Annotated in this window: 17 protein-coding genes; 9 read left to right on the forward strand and 8 right to left on the reverse strand. The window is 72.4% G+C overall.

Going from position 1 to position 13,797, the window contains the following annotated elements:
* Positions 1 to 6 precede the first annotated feature (6 nt).
* The 5 genes from LCG91_RS11160 to LCG91_RS11180 all read right to left on the reverse strand — a co-directional run bounded on the left by LCG91_RS11160 (position 7) and on the right by LCG91_RS11180 (position 1,782).
* Positions 7 to 300, reverse strand: coding sequence for a Dabb family protein (locus LCG91_RS11160; protein ID WP_058749596.1), 294 nt, complete (start codon positions 298 to 300; stop codon positions 7 to 9).
* A complete protein-coding gene (locus LCG91_RS11165) occupies positions 297 to 551 on the reverse strand; it encodes a glutaredoxin family protein (protein ID WP_058729787.1) in 255 nt (84 codons plus the stop codon). The genes LCG91_RS11160 and LCG91_RS11165 overlap by 4 nt, the downstream gene beginning before the upstream one ends.
* An 83-nt stretch (positions 552 to 634) precedes the next feature.
* Positions 635 to 733 (reverse strand): 30S ribosomal protein bS22, encoded by a 99-nt coding sequence (locus LCG91_RS11170; RefSeq protein ID WP_003792170.1) that lies wholly within the window; start codon positions 731 to 733, stop codon positions 635 to 637.
* A gap of 125 nt (positions 734 to 858) precedes the next feature.
* A complete protein-coding gene (locus tag LCG91_RS11175) occupies positions 859 to 1,053 on the reverse strand; it encodes a helix-turn-helix domain-containing protein (protein WP_058729786.1) in 195 nt (64 codons plus the stop codon).
* A 213-nt stretch (positions 1,054 to 1,266) separates the two neighbouring features.
* On the reverse strand, positions 1,267 to 1,782 hold the full coding sequence (locus tag LCG91_RS11180) for an ArsR/SmtB family transcription factor (RefSeq protein WP_058729785.1): 516 nt from the start codon (positions 1,780 to 1,782) through the stop codon (positions 1,267 to 1,269).
* A 72-nt stretch (positions 1,783 to 1,854) separates the two neighbouring features.
* Here LCG91_RS11180 and LCG91_RS11185 point away from each other — a divergent pair, with 72 nt between their 5' ends.
* Together LCG91_RS11185 and LCG91_RS11190 are read left to right on the forward strand one after the other, a co-directional pair.
* Positions 1,855 to 3,294 carry a TrkH family potassium uptake protein gene (locus LCG91_RS11185; protein ID WP_224441400.1) on the forward strand — a complete coding sequence of 480 codons (1,440 nt, stop codon included), beginning with the start codon at positions 1,855 to 1,857 and terminating at the stop codon, positions 3,292 to 3,294.
* Positions 3,295 to 3,346: 52 nt separating this feature from the next.
* Positions 3,347 to 4,003, forward strand: a complete 657-nt coding sequence (locus LCG91_RS11190) for a potassium channel family protein (protein ID WP_202596823.1) — start codon at positions 3,347 to 3,349, stop codon at positions 4,001 to 4,003.
* Positions 4,004 to 4,098: 95 nt separating this feature from the next.
* Here LCG91_RS11190 and proC read toward each other — a convergent pair whose 3' ends face one another.
* Positions 4,099 to 4,929: a pyrroline-5-carboxylate reductase gene (proC, locus tag LCG91_RS11195; protein WP_058750337.1), complete on the reverse strand. Its 831-nt coding sequence runs from the start codon at positions 4,927 to 4,929 to the stop codon at positions 4,099 to 4,101.
* 95 nt (positions 4,930 to 5,024) lie between these two features.
* On the opposite strand from proC, the gene LCG91_RS11200 reads away from it, so the two are divergent.
* Positions 5,025 to 5,981, forward strand: coding sequence for a cation diffusion facilitator family transporter (locus tag LCG91_RS11200; RefSeq protein ID WP_224441401.1), 957 nt, complete (start codon positions 5,025 to 5,027; stop codon positions 5,979 to 5,981).
* A 66-nt stretch (positions 5,982 to 6,047) separates the two neighbouring features.
* Here the strand turns inward: LCG91_RS11200 and LCG91_RS11205 are convergent, their stop codons facing one another.
* Positions 6,048 to 6,479: a nucleoside deaminase gene (locus LCG91_RS11205; protein ID WP_224443138.1), complete on the reverse strand. Its 432-nt coding sequence runs from the start codon at positions 6,477 to 6,479 to the stop codon at positions 6,048 to 6,050.
* A 75-nt stretch (positions 6,480 to 6,554) separates the two neighbouring features.
* Between LCG91_RS11205 and upp the strand changes: the two genes are divergently transcribed.
* The 6 genes from upp to LCG91_RS11235 all read left to right on the forward strand — a co-directional run bounded on the left by upp (position 6,555) and on the right by LCG91_RS11235 (position 12,997).
* Positions 6,555 to 7,190: a uracil phosphoribosyltransferase gene (gene upp, locus LCG91_RS11210; RefSeq protein WP_058729799.1), complete on the forward strand. Its 636-nt coding sequence runs from the start codon at positions 6,555 to 6,557 to the stop codon at positions 7,188 to 7,190.
* 751 nt (positions 7,191 to 7,941) lie between these two features.
* A complete protein-coding gene (locus tag LCG91_RS11215; protein ID WP_224441402.1) occupies positions 7,942 to 8,712 on the forward strand; it encodes a winged helix-turn-helix domain-containing protein in 771 nt (256 codons plus the stop codon).
* Between the two features lie 282 nt (positions 8,713 to 8,994).
* Positions 8,995 to 9,495, forward strand: a complete 501-nt coding sequence (locus LCG91_RS11220; protein ID WP_224441403.1) for a MarR family winged helix-turn-helix transcriptional regulator — start codon at positions 8,995 to 8,997, stop codon at positions 9,493 to 9,495.
* On the forward strand, positions 9,492 to 10,841 hold the full coding sequence (locus LCG91_RS11225; RefSeq protein WP_224441404.1) for a cryptochrome/photolyase family protein: 1,350 nt from the start codon (positions 9,492 to 9,494) through the stop codon (positions 10,839 to 10,841). The genes LCG91_RS11220 and LCG91_RS11225 overlap by 4 nt, the downstream gene beginning before the upstream one ends.
* Positions 10,838 to 12,334 carry a serine hydrolase domain-containing protein gene (locus LCG91_RS11230; protein WP_224441405.1) on the forward strand — a complete coding sequence of 499 codons (1,497 nt, stop codon included), beginning with the start codon at positions 10,838 to 10,840 and terminating at the stop codon, positions 12,332 to 12,334. Before LCG91_RS11225 ends, LCG91_RS11230 begins: the two co-directional genes overlap by 4 nt.
* Positions 12,335 to 12,424: 90 nt before the next feature.
* The gene (locus tag LCG91_RS11235) at positions 12,425 to 12,997 is read left to right on the forward strand and encodes a TetR/AcrR family transcriptional regulator (protein WP_224441406.1); all 573 of its coding nucleotides are present in this window, start codon (positions 12,425 to 12,427) and stop codon (positions 12,995 to 12,997) included.
* Between the two features lie 173 nt (positions 12,998 to 13,170).
* On the opposite strand, the gene LCG91_RS11240 is transcribed toward LCG91_RS11235, so the two are convergent.
* Positions 13,171 to 13,785: a superoxide dismutase gene (locus LCG91_RS11240; RefSeq protein WP_058725055.1), complete on the reverse strand. Its 615-nt coding sequence runs from the start codon at positions 13,783 to 13,785 to the stop codon at positions 13,171 to 13,173.
* Positions 13,786 to 13,797 lie beyond the last annotated feature (12 nt).

Here is a 13,797-nt window from a genome sequence, read left to right on the forward strand (position 1 = left end):
CTCGGCTCAGCTCTCCCAGTCGACGGCCGCCCGCCCCGTGACCAGCTCGCGGATCTCGGCGGCCGCCGCCTGGTGGTCCGGGTGGACCTGGTACTCGTCGAGACCGGCGAGGTCGTCGAAGGTCGCCACGACGGCGACGTCCTGGTTCTTCCCCGGGTACGCGACGTTCTCCACCACCTGCAGCGACCGGATCGAACCGATCGTGTCGACGAGTCCGGTCAGGAGCCCGCGGATGCGCTCGATCGTCGCGGCGCGGTCGAGGTCCTCGCGCACGGTCCAGGAGACGACGTGGTGGATCATGCGCGGGCCTCTGCCTTCTCGAGGGCACGTCGGAGCCGGTCGGCGTCGACGTGCCAGTTGCTGTGGACCCGGCCGTCGACGAGCACGACGGGGATGTCCTCGGCGTACTCCGCTCGCAGCGTGTCGTCGTCGAGGATCGACCGCTCCTCGAGGGTCGCACCGGGATGGGCGGCCACGACCTGTTCGACGACCGGACGGGCGTCGTCGCAGAGGTGGCAGCCGGGCTTCGTCAGGAACGTCACGGCGGGCATGCCCCCACCATAGACCGAGCGGATGCGGCGCCCGGGAACACGAAAGCCCCGGCGGACCGGGGCTTCGGGTGCAAGTACTGGACTTACTTCTTGTTGCGACGCTGGTGACGCGTCTTGCGAAGGAGCTTGCGGTGCTTCTTCTTCGCCATGCGCTTGCGACGCTTCTTGATGACAGAACCCATAGTGGACCTCGCTCGGAACGATGCTGATGTGTGGACACCGGGCCCGAAGAGACCGCGGAAAATCAACCCGGCCGAGTCTAGCGGAGCGCAGCGGTCCTGTCGAACGAGCGCGGGCCGGGGCGACCTCAGCCGACGTCGGCGATGCCGCCGCGCAGGAGCTCGGCGACGGCCGACTCCGGGACGCGGAAGGACCGGCCGAACCGGATCGCGGGGAGCTCCCCCGCGTGCACCATGCGGTACACGGTCATCTTCGAGACGCGCATCATCTCGGCCACCTCAGCGACGGTGAGGAAGCGCACGTCGTCGAAACTGCCGGTCATGGTCCGCCTTCGGGTACCCGCGGTTCACGCGGGGTCGGTGTGACCTGTGTGGTCAAGGGTGAGTGTAGGGGCGCGTGGGACCGCGTGTCCAGGAGACTCCGAGCGGCCGCTCGACCGGGCCCGACGTGGCCACTCGCCGGACCCGACGCGGACGCTCGACCGAAGCCGATGCGGCCACTCGACCGGACCCGACCCGGCCGCCGGACCGAGCGCTCAGTCGTCCTCGCCGCGGCGCGTGAAGCGCTTCCGACCGCGATCGACGACCCGCTCCCAGCCCTGCTGCGCGCCGGTGAACGCGGCCGTCGCGCGGTGCGACGCCTCGGCCATCACGCGACCGAGCTCGGTCCCGACCTCGACGGTCGACCGTCCGGCCGTGCCGGAGCGACGCACCGAGACCGGCTGCCCGTCCAGCGTCCACGCCGTCGTCGCCGGCGTGCCGTCCGCGTCGACCGCGCCGGTGAAGGGGACCACCCACTCCTCGAGCCGCACGAGGGGTTCCGGATCGAGCCGGTAGAAGCGGTGCTGCCCTTCCTCCCTGCTCGACACCAGACCGTGGTCGCGCAGGACCCGGAGGTGCTTCGACACGGTGGGCTGGCTCACCCCGATCTTCTCGACGAGCTGGCCGACGCTCAGCTCACCCCCGGTGGCGTCCGCCCCGTAGGCCGTCAGCAGTGCGCCGAGCAGCTCGCGCCGGGTGGGGTCCGCCACGACGGTGAAGATGTCGGCCATGGGGCAAGGCTAGTCGGACGACCGCGCATGTACCATGTCCGCTGACCTGCTCGACGGCCCCGGAGGCGCCCGATGCTCGACCGCACCGAGCCGCTCGACCGGCACGCGCCGGTGAGTGACGTCCGTCGGCGGTGGAACAGCGTGCTCGACGTCCTCCGGGCGTCGCCGTCGCGACTCGCGATCCTCGTCTTCGTCGCGCTGATCCTCATCTTCACGACGCTCTTCACGACCCCGTGGGCGGCGGCGGACCGCACCCCCACGCACTTCGCGGACGCCCTGTTCACAGCCGCGTCGGTGGTCTGTGTCACCGGCCTCGCCACCGTCGACATGGCGACGCACTGGTCGGTGTTCGGCAAGGTCCTGATCGTCGTCGGCACCCAGATCGGTGCGGTCGGCGTGCTCACCTTCGCCTCGATCCTCGGACTCGTGGTCACACGGCGGCTCGGTCTGCGCGCGAAGCTCATCGCCGCGGGCGACTCGAACCCCCTCCGCACGCACTCCGGTGCGGTGCCCGAGGGACAGGCCGTGCGGCTCGGCGAGGTCGGCACGCTGCTGCTCACGGTCGCCGTCAGCACCCTGACGATCGAGGTCGCCATCGGCGTGCTCATCCTGCCGTCGGTCCTCGCCGCGGGGTACCCGTTCTGGACGGCCGTCGGTGACGCGTTCTACTACTCGGCCATGGCGTTCACGAACACCGGCTTCTCGCCGAACGCCGACGGGCTCGCCCCGTTCGCGAACGACTACTGGTTCCTCTCCATGCTCATGGTCGCGGTCGTCGCCGGGTCGATCGGCTTCCCGGTCATCCGTGCGGTGACCAAGCAGTTCCGGACGCCCCGCCGGTGGCCGATCCACGTCAAGCTCACCCTCACCACGAGCGCGGTCCTGCTCCTGGTCGGCGCCGTCGTCTACACCGCGCTCGAGGCGTCGAACCCCCGCACGCTCGGCGACGCGGGAGCGGGACACACCGCGTTCCAGGCGCTCTTCTTCTCGACGATGACGCGGTCCGGCGGCTTCGCCACGATCGACGTCCAGCATATGCACGGCGCGAGCCTGCTCGTCACCGACATGCTCATGTTCATCGGCGGCGGCTCCGCCTCGACGGCCGGTGGCATCAAGGTGACGACGCTCGCCGTGCTGTTCCTCGCCGCCGTCGCCGAGGCCCGCGGCCGTCGGAGCATGGAGGCGTTCGGTCGACGCATCCCGAGCGATGTGCTGCGCGTCGCGGTCGCGGTCGTGCTCTGGGGCGCCACCATCGTCGCCGTGATGACGGTCGTCCTGCTGCAGATCACCGGCGACTCGCTCGACCGGGTGCTCTTCGAGGTGATCTCCGCCTTCGCCACGTGCGGTCTGAGCTCCGGCATCTCCGCCGAGCTCCCCGAAGCCGGCAAGTACGTGCTCGCCGCCACGATGTTCCTGGGTCGGGTCGGTACAGTGACCATCGCCGCCGCGCTGGCCGCCAGCCAGAGCCGGCAGCTGTTCCGCCGTCCCGAGGAGAGGCCGATCGTTGGCTGACCGCCGCGTCGCACGCGCCGAGCGCCGTGCACCCCACCCCGTCACCGGTGCCGTGAGCCACGACGCGCCCGTGCTCGTCCTCGGCCTCGGGCGCTTCGGTGCCGCCACCGCCGGGCAGCTCGAGCGGCAGCACCGCGAGGTGCTCGTCGTCGACACCGACGCTGCGCTCGTGCAGAAGTGGTCGGACCGCGTCACGCACGCCGTGCAGGCCGACGCGACCGACATCGACGCCCTCCGGCAGATCGGCGCCCAGGACTTCGCGATCGCGGTGGTCGCCGTCGGCTCGCACCTCGAGTCGAGCGTGCTCATCACGTCGAACCTGGTCGACCTCGGGATCCCGCAGATCTGGGCGAAGGCCGTCAGCCGCTCGCACGGCACGATCCTGTCCCGCATCGGCGCCAACCACGTCGTCTACCCGGAGCGCGAGGCCGGCGAGCGCACGGCGCACCTCGTCTCCGGTCGGATGCTCGACTTCATCGAGTTCGACGACGACTTCGCCGTCGTGAAGATGTTCCCGCCGCGTGCGGTCCGTGGGAAGGACCTCGCCACGACGGTGATCCGCACCCGGCACGGGCTGACCGTCCTCGGCATCAAGTCGCCGGGCAGGGCGTTCGTGCCGGCCACGCCGGACAGCATCATCGGCGAGGACGACGTGATCATCGTCTCGGGGACCGAGACGGACCTGGAGCGCTTCGCCGCGCTCGAGTAGCGGCGCGACGGCGGACGGGAGGCCCGTGGCGGACACGGCCACGGACCTCCCGTCCGTTCCCGGTCACGTCGGACGGTCCGGTGCGGCACCCGCCGTCAGGACGCGGCGATCTCCTCGGCCCGCGCGATCGCGGCCCGCGACGCCCGCGTGAAGGTGCCGGCCAGGTCGGCCTCCTGCAGGACGGCGACGGCGCGCTCGGTGGTGCCCTTCGGGCTGGTGACCGCGCGGCGCAGGTCCGCCGGCTCGCGTCCGGACGCGGCGAGCAGCTCGACGGCGCCCCGGATCGTCCCCTGCACCATCGTCGCGGCCTGCTCGGGCGTGAAGCCGAGCGCCTCGGCAGCCTGCTGCCACTGCTCGACGAGCAGGAAGACGTAGGCGGGACCCGATCCGGAGACGGCGGACAGGGCGTCGAGCTGCGACTCCGGCACCTCGATCACCTGGCCGGACGCGGTGAAGACGCTCGACGCGAGGGCGACCGCGTCGGCGTCCGCCGTGGTCCCCGCGCTCACACCGGTGACCCCGTGACCGACGCCGATCGGGGTGTTCGGCAGCGCCCGGACGACGCGGACCCCGGCGGGGACCCGGGCCTCCATCGAGGCGAGCGTGGTGCCGACCGCGACGCTCACGACGACCGCACCGGGATGCAGGGACGCGGCGACCTCGTCGAGGACCTCGCCGACCAGGTACGGCTTCACGCCGAGCACGACGAGCCCGGCGCCGCGGACGGCCTGGCGGTTCGCGTCCGGGTCGGTCTCCGTCGCCACCGCGTCGAGGCCACGCTCGCGCCACGCGGCCGCGGACCGCTCGGACCGCGTCGTCAGGGTCACGGTCGTCGGGTCGAGTCCCGCGGCGAGCAGGCCCTCGAGGACGCTGCCGGACATGGAGCCGACGCCGAGCATGGCGGTGCGGGGCAGTGCGATCGTCATGGACCCGACCCTACCCAGCACCCGCGCCTAGGATCGGTCCGTCAGGGGGCCGTCCGCGGGGGCCGGCCCGGTGCACCGCAGGGAGAAGGGACACCGTGAGCGCTTCGGGAGGCACGAGGGCGATCCTCGCCGCACTGGCCGCGAACGTCGGCATCGCGATCGTGAAGTTCGTCGCGGCCGCGATCAGTGGATCGGCTGCGATGCTCGCGGAGGGCGTGCACTCCCTCGCCGACTCGGCGAACCAGCTCCTGCTCCTGCTCGGCGGACGGCGCGCGCGGAGGGCCGCCGACCAGGAGCACCCGTTCGGCCACGGCCGCGAGCGGTACGTGTACGCCTTCGTCGTCTCGATCGTCCTGTTCACCATCGGCGGCGTGTTCTCGCTGTACGAGGGCATCGAGAAGCTCGCCGACCCGCACCCGATCACGAACTGGTGGCTCCCCGTCGCCGTGCTCGTCATCGCGATCGGCCTCGAGGGCTTCTCGCTCCGGACCGCCCTGCGCGAGGCCCGCCCGCACAAGGGCTCGCAGTCGTGGGTGCAGTTCGTCCGCCGGGCCAAGGCACCCGAGCTCCCCGTCGTGATGCTCGAGGACACCGCGGCGCTGACCGGCCTCGTGTTCGCGCTGCTCGGCGTCGGGCTCACCGTGCTCACCGGCAACGGCGTGTTCGACGCGATCGGAACGATCCTCATCGCCCTGCTGCTCATCGCCGTCGCGATCGTGCTCGGCGTCGAGACGAAGAGCCTGCTCGTCGGCGAGGGTGCGAGTGCCGCCGACGTGGAGCGGATCAAGGCGGCCGCGCTCGACGGCCCAGAGGTCGAGTCGATCGTGCACCTCAAGACGCTGTACCTCGGGCCGGACGAGCTCATGGTGGGCATGAAGGTCGCGGTCGACGGCGACCGACGCCTCGGCGACGTGGCAGCCGGCATCGACACGGTCGAGCAGCGGATCCGCGACGCCGTCCCGGCCGCACGCGTGATCTACGTCGAGCCCGACGTGCTCCGGACGGGGCCCCGTCCGCCGACCGAGGCGATCGTGATCCGGGCGGCCGACTGAGGCAAGGCCGTGCCGTCGACGCCGTCCGTCCGTCAGCGCCGTCCGAACGGCAGCGCCGTTCGCCCGTCAGCGGCGCTCGCGGAAGAACGCGTCGAGCAGGTCCGCACAGGCCTGCTCGCGGACGCCGGCGACGACCTCGGCGCGGTGCGGCAGGCGCCGGTCCCGCGCGATGTCGTAGACGCTGCCGCTCGCTCCGGCCTTCGGGTCCCACGCCCCGAACACGATCCGGGGCACGCGGGCGGCCAGGGCGGCACCGGCGCACATCGGGCACGGCTCGAGCGTGACGACGAGGGTGTGCTCGGCGAGGTGCCAGTCCCCGGTCACCTCGGCCGCGGCGCGGAGCGCGAGCACCTCGGCGTGGGCGGTCGGGTCCTGCCGCGCCTCGCGCTCGTTCCGACCGACCGCGACGACCTCGCCCGCGGCGTCGAGCACGACGGCACCGACCGGGACGTCCCCCGTGTCCAGGCAGGCACGCGCCTCGACGAGCGCGAGGTCCATCGCCGCGGTGAACGGTCGTCCGGCTGGGTGCTCCACGCGTCGATCCTGCCCCATCGGCACGGTACGCTCGACACCATGCGAGTCCACGTCGCCGACCACCCGCTCATCACCCACAAGCTCTCGGTGCTCCGCGACCGGACCACACCCTCCCCGACGTTCCGCGCCCTGACCGAGGAGCTCGTCACGCTCCTCGCGTACGAGGCGACGCGCAACGTCCGGGTCACGGCGACGCCGATCGACACCCCCGTCGCACACACGATGGGCGTCGCCATCGCGAAGCCCCGCCCGCTCGTCGTACCGATCCTGCGCGCCGGGCTCGGCATGCTCGAGGGCATGGTGAAGCTCGTCCCCACCGCCGAGGTCGGCTTCCTCGGCATGGCCCGGAACGAGGACACGCTCGAGCCGCAGACCTACGCCGAGCGTCTGCCCGACGACCTGTCCGGTCGGCAGTGCTTCGTGCTCGACCCGATGTTGGCGACCGGTGGCACGCTCGCCGCCGCGATCGACTTCCTGTTCGACCGCGGCGCCGAAGAGGTCACGTGCGTCTGCATCCTGGGTGCGCCCGAGGGCCTGGCCGCCGTCGAGCAGGCCGTCGGCGACCGCAACGTGAGCATCGTCCTCGGTGCGCTCGACGAGAAGCTCGACGAGAACGGCTACATCGTCCCGGGCCTCGGCGACGCCGGCGACCGCCTGTACGGCCTGGCCGAGTAGCACCCTCCCCGACGCCCCCGTCGACACGGCTCCGCCCCTCGTGGCGCACCGGTCGGCGGGGGCGTCCCGCGTCCGCGGCGTCGCCGAGAGACACCGGCGTCGCCGAGAGACGCCGTGACGCGGTCGAGACGCCGCCGCTCCCGGCGGCGTCTCGCGCGAGCGGCGGCGTCCGGCACGCACGCCGGCGTCTCGCGCGGGGCGCCCCTGCGCACGCCGGCGTCCCGCTCGCATGCGACCGTCTCGCGCACCGCACTGAGCCGGACGGCGGCGGACGGGAGGCGCGCGCCGGAGCCGCAGCGCGCCTCCCGTCCGACGGTCGGTCCCGCCGGAGCGCCGCTTGTCCGCTCCCGTCACCGTCCGCGCGGACGGTTGACAGCGCCTTGGTATACCGCCGATACTCGACCCATGACTGCAACCGTGTCCTCCCGAGTCCTCTCCGAGGCCCTGGAGCACGCCGGCTCGATGATGCCGGCGACGGCGGTCATGCGTTGTCGAATGTGTGCCTGATCGGCACCCGTTCCAGCCGGATCCCCCGCGACACCACCCCGGTCGCGCGCGTGTGATCCCCGGGCGACAGCACCGCGACGACGCTCCGACAGCGCAATCGTCGACCCGCTGGACGCCCGTACCTCCCGGGAGGCCCCGATCCACCGCAGGACCGCTGGGCGACACGGCGATCCGCCGTACCCGGACCGACGCATTCGACACCGCCACGGTGCACCGCACCGCAGCCACCGCCCGGAGATCCACCATGTCGCTCACCATCGCCCAGCCCCGCACCGCCGTCCGCCCCGCATCCTCGGTGCCGACCGACCTCGGGACGGTCACGCCGATCCGCCCGCGTCAGCAGGCCGTCGTCCCGCCGGTGCCGAGCGGGATCCCGACCAGCCCCGTGGTCGCTCCGCAGCGCAACCGCGCGCTCCCCGAGGGCACCGAGGCGCGGGGCTTCGCACTCTACGTCGGCATCGACGAGGCAGCTGCCGCGGCCGCCGGTACGACCCTCGCGGCCGTGGTCGAGCAGCTGAAGGCCCTCACCGCCCAGCTCGTGCCGTCGGCGGAGACCTACGCAGCCGTCGCCGTCGCCGCCGAGGGCTCCGGCGGGCGTGACGTCGACGTGGTCCGTCTCGCGCTGCAGGACCGCTCGGCCGTCGCCGCCCGCAAGCAGGCCGACAAGCCCGAGCCCGAGGAGACCGGGGTCGTCATCGACATCTCCCGGAAGCGCGTGACGCTCGACGGCGAGGCAGCTCCGCTGACCTACAAGGAGTTCGAGCTCCTGCAGTTCCTCGTGCTGCGCGAGGGCCAGACGGTCGACCGCGCCGCGATCATCGACGGCCTGTGGTCCGACGACGAGGACGAGACCCCGAACGAGCGCACCATCGACGTGCACGTGCGGCGGCTGCGCTCGAAGCTCGGGGCGTTCGAGGAGATCGTGCGGACCGTGCGCGGAGTCGGCTACCGATTCGACCGGCACGCCGACGTCGCGGTGCGCTACGCGTCGACGCCGTCCCCCGACCTCTTCTGATCCGCTCCGGCGACGTTCGGTGAACTCGCAGCGAACGAAGGTCCCACACGCTGGCGCACCGTTACCGCCTCGTTATACAGTCGGTCGTGCAGGCAGTGTTTGCTGTGGCACCGTCTGCGGAATGTGATTGCAGGACACTCTTGGTGCAAGGGAGAGGGCCGGTCGCTCAGAAGGCGACCGGCCCTCGTCACGTCCGGGACCGTCGCACGTCCCCCGAGCCGGGGCCGGCGTCGCACGCCGTCGGTAGTGTGGATTGACCGTACGACCGGAGGGACGACGACCGTGGACGACGCACGCCGCAGCGACAAGGCGACCGCTGTCGCAGCCTGGGAGGCCCTGTTCCGGGCGCAGGTGACCGTGATGCGCGCACTCAACGCCGACTTCCCGGGCGGTGAGATCTCCTTCAACGAGTACGACGTCTGCTTCAACCTGTCGACGCAGCCCGGACGTCGGGCGCGCATGCGCGACCTGACCGGACACCTGCTCCTGACGCAGCCGAGCGTGAGTCGCCTGGTGGACCGTCTGACATCCCGGGGCATCGTCGAGAAGCAGCCGGACCCGAGCGACGCCCGGGGCGTGATCGTCGCACTCACGGCGCACGGCTTCGACGTCTACCGCTCGGTCGCGGTGCAGCACGCGCAGACCATCGCCGACCAGGTCGGCGCCGGCCTCGACGACGACGAGCTCCGGACCCTGACGGCGCTCTGCACGAAGCTGCGCGACGCAGCGGGCGCGGGTGCCGGCGTCCGTCGTCCCCGCGCACCCGAGGCGGTGTCGGCGTGAGCGGCGCGCTCGTCTGGTTGCGCGAGGACCTGCGCCTCGCGGACAACCCCGCCCTGCGCGCGGCGATCGACCACGGCGGCCCGGTGACCGTCGTCGTCGTGCTCGACGAGGAGTCGCCGGGCATCCGTCCGGTGGGGGCCGCCAGCCGTTGGTGGCTGCACCACTCGCTCGCCGCCCTCGACGCCGAGCTCCGCGACCGCCAGTCACGGCTCGTCCTGCGCCGTGGCGGTGCCGCGCGGGTGATCCCCGAGCTCGTCGCACAGACCGGCGCCGACGCCGTCTACTGGAACCGGCGGTACGGCAAGGTCGAACGCGACCTCGACGCGGGCATCAAGAGCGCCCTGACCGACGACGGGAAGGACGCCCACAGCTTCGCGGCGAACCTGCTCTGGGAACCGTGGACGGTCCTCACCGGGCAGGGCGAGCCCTTCAAGGTCTTCACCCCGTTCTGGCGCGCAGCCCAGGCGATGCCCGAACCGCGGCACCCGCTGCCGAAGCCGCGGGACCTGCCGGCCCCGGCGGACGTCGAGTCCGACGACCTCGACGACTGGGCCCTGCTGCCGACGGAGCCGGACTGGGCGGGCGGGCTCCGCGACGCGTGGGAGCCCGGCGAGGCGGGCGCGCACCGGAAGCTCGAGCAGTTCGTGCACGGGCCGCTCGAGGACTACGACCAGCGTGACGAGCCCGCGATGGCTGCCACCAGCGACCTGTCCCCGCACCTGCGGTGGGGCGAGGTCAGCCCGTACCAGGTGTGGCACCGCCTGCACGGCGAGCTCGAACCCGAGCAGCGCCGCCAGGCCCCGGCGTTCCTCCGCCAGCTCGCGTGGCGGGAGTTCAACTGGAACGAGTACTTCCACTGCGACGACATCGCGACCGTGAACGTGCGTCGCGAGTTCGACGCCTTCCCGTGGCGCGACGTGGACGACGACGAGCTCGACCGCTGGCGGCACGGGCGCACCGGCTTCGACCTGGTCGACGCCGGCATGCGGGAGCTCTGGCACTCCGGGGCGATGCACAACCGTGTCCGCCTGGCCGCGGCGAGCTTCCTCGTGAAGAACCTCCTCGTCGACTGGCGCATCGGCGAGCAGTGGTTCTGGGACACCCTGGTCGACGCGGACCCGGCGAACAACGCGGGCAACTGGCAGTGGGTGGCGGGCTCGGGCTTCGACGCCGCGCCGTACTTCCGCGTGTTCAACCCCGACCGGCAGATGGAACGCTTCGACCCGCACAAGGAGTACGTGCGGCGCTGGGTGCCCGCCGACGAGGACCGTCCGGAGCCGATGGTCGACCTCAAGGCCTCGCGGCAACGCGCGCTGGACGCGTACGACCGGATGCGTCGCGCATGACGCCCTCGACCGAGGTCCTCGCCGAGGTCGACGCCCTCTTCGCCGCGCGGGTCGCCGACGGGGTGGCCCCGAGCAGCGTGTGGGGCGTCTTCGACCTGCACGGTCTGGTCGCGACCGGCGGACACGGCGACCGCGGCGACGGGCGCGCACCGGACGCCGACACGGTCTACCGGATCGCCTCGTGCACGAAGAGCGTGACCGCCGCGACGCTGCTCACCCTGGTCGCCGAGGGGCGGTTGGCCCTCGACGACCCGATCACCACGGCCGTGCCGGCGTTCGCCGAGGTCGTCCTGCCGTCGGCCGACGCGCCGGTGCCCACGCTCCGCATGCTCCTGACGATGTCCGGCGGGCTGCCGACCGACGACCCGTGGGCGGACCGGCAGGAGTCGATCGACGACGACACGTTCGACGCGGTGCTCCGCGCGGGACTGCTGTTCGACTCCGTTCCCGGCACGCGCTTCGCCTACTCGAACACCGGCTACGCGCTGCTCGGCCGTGCGGTCGCCCGCGGCGCCGGCGTGCCGTACACCGAAGCGGTGACGGAGCGGGTGCTGCGGCCGCTCGGGCTCACGGACACCGTGTTCAGCGCCGCCGAGGCGCGCGGCTACGTCGTCACCGGTCAGCGCGACGACGACGGGTCGTGGACGCCGCAGCCGATGACCGGTCCCGGCACCTTCTCGCCGATCGGCGGGCTCTTCTCGACGGTGCGGGACCTGGCGCGCTGGGCACGGTTCCTCGCGTCGGCATCGACCACCGCTCCCGAGGACGGACCGGTCTCCCCCGCCGACCGGCGCGGGATGCAGCAGGCGATGCGGATCGTCCCGCCCTCGGTGGTGCCCACGGCGACCCGACCGACGGCGTACGGCTTCGGGTTGTTCGTGGAGCAGGACGACCGCGCGGGCGAGATCGTGTCGCACTCCGGCGGCTACCCGGGCTTCTCAGCGCACGTGCGATGGTCGGCGGAGCACGGCCTCGGCGTGGTCGCGTTCGAGAACGCCACGCAGGCGAAGGTGTCGGTGCCGGCGGAACGGGCGCTCGACCTGCTGCTCACCGAGGCACTCGACACCCGTGCGACGGCGACGAGCGCGACGGGAGCACCCGCGGCGCGCGTGTCGGACTCGGCGCCGGGCGTCCGCCGGACCGCGGAGGCCACGCGCACCGCGCGGCAGGCCGTCACCACGCTGCTCCGGGCCTGGGCGGACCCGGCGGTCGACGACGACACCGCCGCAGACCTCGGTGCGGCCGTCTGCACGCCGAACGTCCCCCTCGACCGACCGTGGATCGCCCGGCGCCGCGCGTCGGTCGAGGGAGCACAGGCCGTCGGTGCCGACCTCGCCGCCGACCCGGTGGACGAGCGATCCTCGGTGCCGTCGCACCTCCGCTGGTGGATCCCCGGCAGCGCCGGACGCCTGCGGGTCGAGATCCGGCTCGCCCCGCTCGCGGCGGGTCGGGTGCAGACCCTGACGGTGACGCCGGAGCACGCCGAGCACTGACCGGGACGAGCGGACGGGTGATCCGCTAACATTTCAGGTGATCGTGTCCGCACGGTCGCCGACCGATCACTCGACCTCGCCGGAGACGCCATGCCCAGGAGACCCGACCCGACCCTGAAGCCCGCGATCGTCGCGAAGGTCGCCCGGCACCTGCAGGACACGAAGCTCGAGGACGCCTCGGTCCGGAGCATCGGCCGCGTGCTCGGGACGAGTGCGTACCCGATCGTGTACCACTTCGGCTCACGCGAGGCGCTGATCGACGCCGTCGTCGACCACCTCTCCACCGCGCAGGACCGCTCACTCGACCCCGCCGCCGACCCGTGCGCGCTCACCGAGCACCTGCTCGCCGTGTTCGGTGGGCTCGACACCCCGGAGCGGCTCCTCGCCGTCCGTCTGACCTTCGAACTCGGCTGCGTCGAGGGGCTCGACGGCCGCGACCGCCAGCTGCGACTGCACCGTCGCCGGGTCGAGGAGCTCTCGGCGTGGTGCCGGGCGCACGGTCGGTGCGAGGCGGATGCCGACCGGACCGCACAGGCCGCGGTGGCCGCGGCCCGCGGTGCCCAGTGGAGCGCCCTCGTCGACCCGGACCGCTCGGACGTCGACGGCGCGCTGCGCGCGATCGCGCAGGACCTCGCGGCGTCGGTGCGCCTCGCTGCTGCCTGACGGCCGACGAGCGCACACCGGATCGGCAGGACGACGGCTCCGCGCGACGACCGACCGGCACGACGACGGACCTGCACGACGACGGACCTGCACGACGACGGACGGGAGGCGCGGTGCCAGCCGGCACCGCGCCTCCCGTCCGTCAGCCGGTCACCACGTGACCGGCAGCCGCGTCACAGGGTGACGAACGACTGCGACTTGGCGTTCGCGAAGCGAGCCGCGACGTTCTCCCAGTCGACGATGTTCCACACGGCCTTGACGTAGTCCGCCTTGACGTTGAGGTAGTCGAGGTAGAACGCGTGCTCCCACATGTCGAGCATGAAGATCGGCACGACGCCCAGCGGCACGTTGGCCTGCTGGTCGAAGAGCTGGAACGTGGTGAGCTTCTGGCCGACCTGGTCCCACGCGAGCACCGACCAGCCGGAGCCCTGGATGCCCGTGGCGACGGCGGTGAACTGGGCCTGGAACTTCTCGAACGAGCCGAAGAACTCGTCGATCGCCGCGGCGAGCTCGCCCTCGGGGACCTTCGTGTCCGGGCCGAGGTTGGTCCAGAAGATCGAGTGGTTGACGTGGCCGCCGAGGTTGAACGCCAGGTCCTTCTCGAGCTTGTTGACGTTCGCCAGGTTGCCCGACTCGCGGGCCTCGGCGAGCTGCTCGAGCGCGGTGTTCGCACCCGTGACGTAGGTCTGGTGGTGCTTGTCGTGGTGCAGCTGCATGATCTTGCCGCTGATGTGCGGCTCGAGCGCTGCGTAGTCGTACGGCAGCTCCGGCAGGGTGTACTCAGCCATCTGAGGTCCTTT

The organism is Curtobacterium sp. TXMA1 (assembly GCF_020162095.1).
Taxonomy (GTDB): domain Bacteria; phylum Actinomycetota; class Actinomycetes; order Actinomycetales; family Microbacteriaceae; genus Curtobacterium.

Coding starts and splice junctions, on each gene's coding strand:
- LCG91_RS11215 (WP_224441402.1), top strand. CDS start 7,942: ATGTCGCTCACCATCGCCCAGCCCCGCACCGCCGTCCGCCCCGCATCC.
- LCG91_RS11180 (WP_058729785.1), bottom strand. CDS start 1,782: ATGGCCGACATCTTCACCGTCGTGGCGGACCCCACCCGGCGCGAGCTG.
- LCG91_RS11165 (WP_058729787.1), bottom strand. CDS start 551: ATGCCCGCCGTGACGTTCCTGACGAAGCCCGGCTGCCACCTCTGCGAC.
- LCG91_RS11185 (WP_224441400.1), top strand. CDS start 1,855: ATGCTCGACCGCACCGAGCCGCTCGACCGGCACGCGCCGGTGAGTGAC.
- LCG91_RS11170 (WP_003792170.1), bottom strand. CDS start 733: ATGGGTTCTGTCATCAAGAAGCGTCGCAAGCGCATGGCGAAGAAGAAG.
- LCG91_RS11175 (WP_058729786.1), bottom strand. CDS start 1,053: ATGACCGGCAGTTTCGACGACGTGCGCTTCCTCACCGTCGCTGAGGTG.
- LCG91_RS11240 (WP_058725055.1), bottom strand. CDS start 13,785: ATGGCTGAGTACACCCTGCCGGAGCTGCCGTACGACTACGCAGCGCTC.
- proC (WP_058750337.1), bottom strand. CDS start 4,929: ATGACGATCGCACTGCCCCGCACCGCCATGCTCGGCGTCGGCTCCATG.
- LCG91_RS11205 (WP_224443138.1), bottom strand. CDS start 6,479: ATGGACCTCGCGCTCGTCGAGGCGCGTGCCTGCCTGGACACGGGGGAC.
- LCG91_RS11160 (WP_058749596.1), bottom strand. CDS start 300: ATGATCCACCACGTCGTCTCCTGGACCGTGCGCGAGGACCTCGACCGC.
- upp (WP_058729799.1), top strand. CDS start 6,555: ATGCGAGTCCACGTCGCCGACCACCCGCTCATCACCCACAAGCTCTCG.
- LCG91_RS11230 (WP_224441405.1), top strand. CDS start 10,838: ATGACGCCCTCGACCGAGGTCCTCGCCGAGGTCGACGCCCTCTTCGCC.
- LCG91_RS11235 (WP_224441406.1), top strand. CDS start 12,425: ATGCCCAGGAGACCCGACCCGACCCTGAAGCCCGCGATCGTCGCGAAG.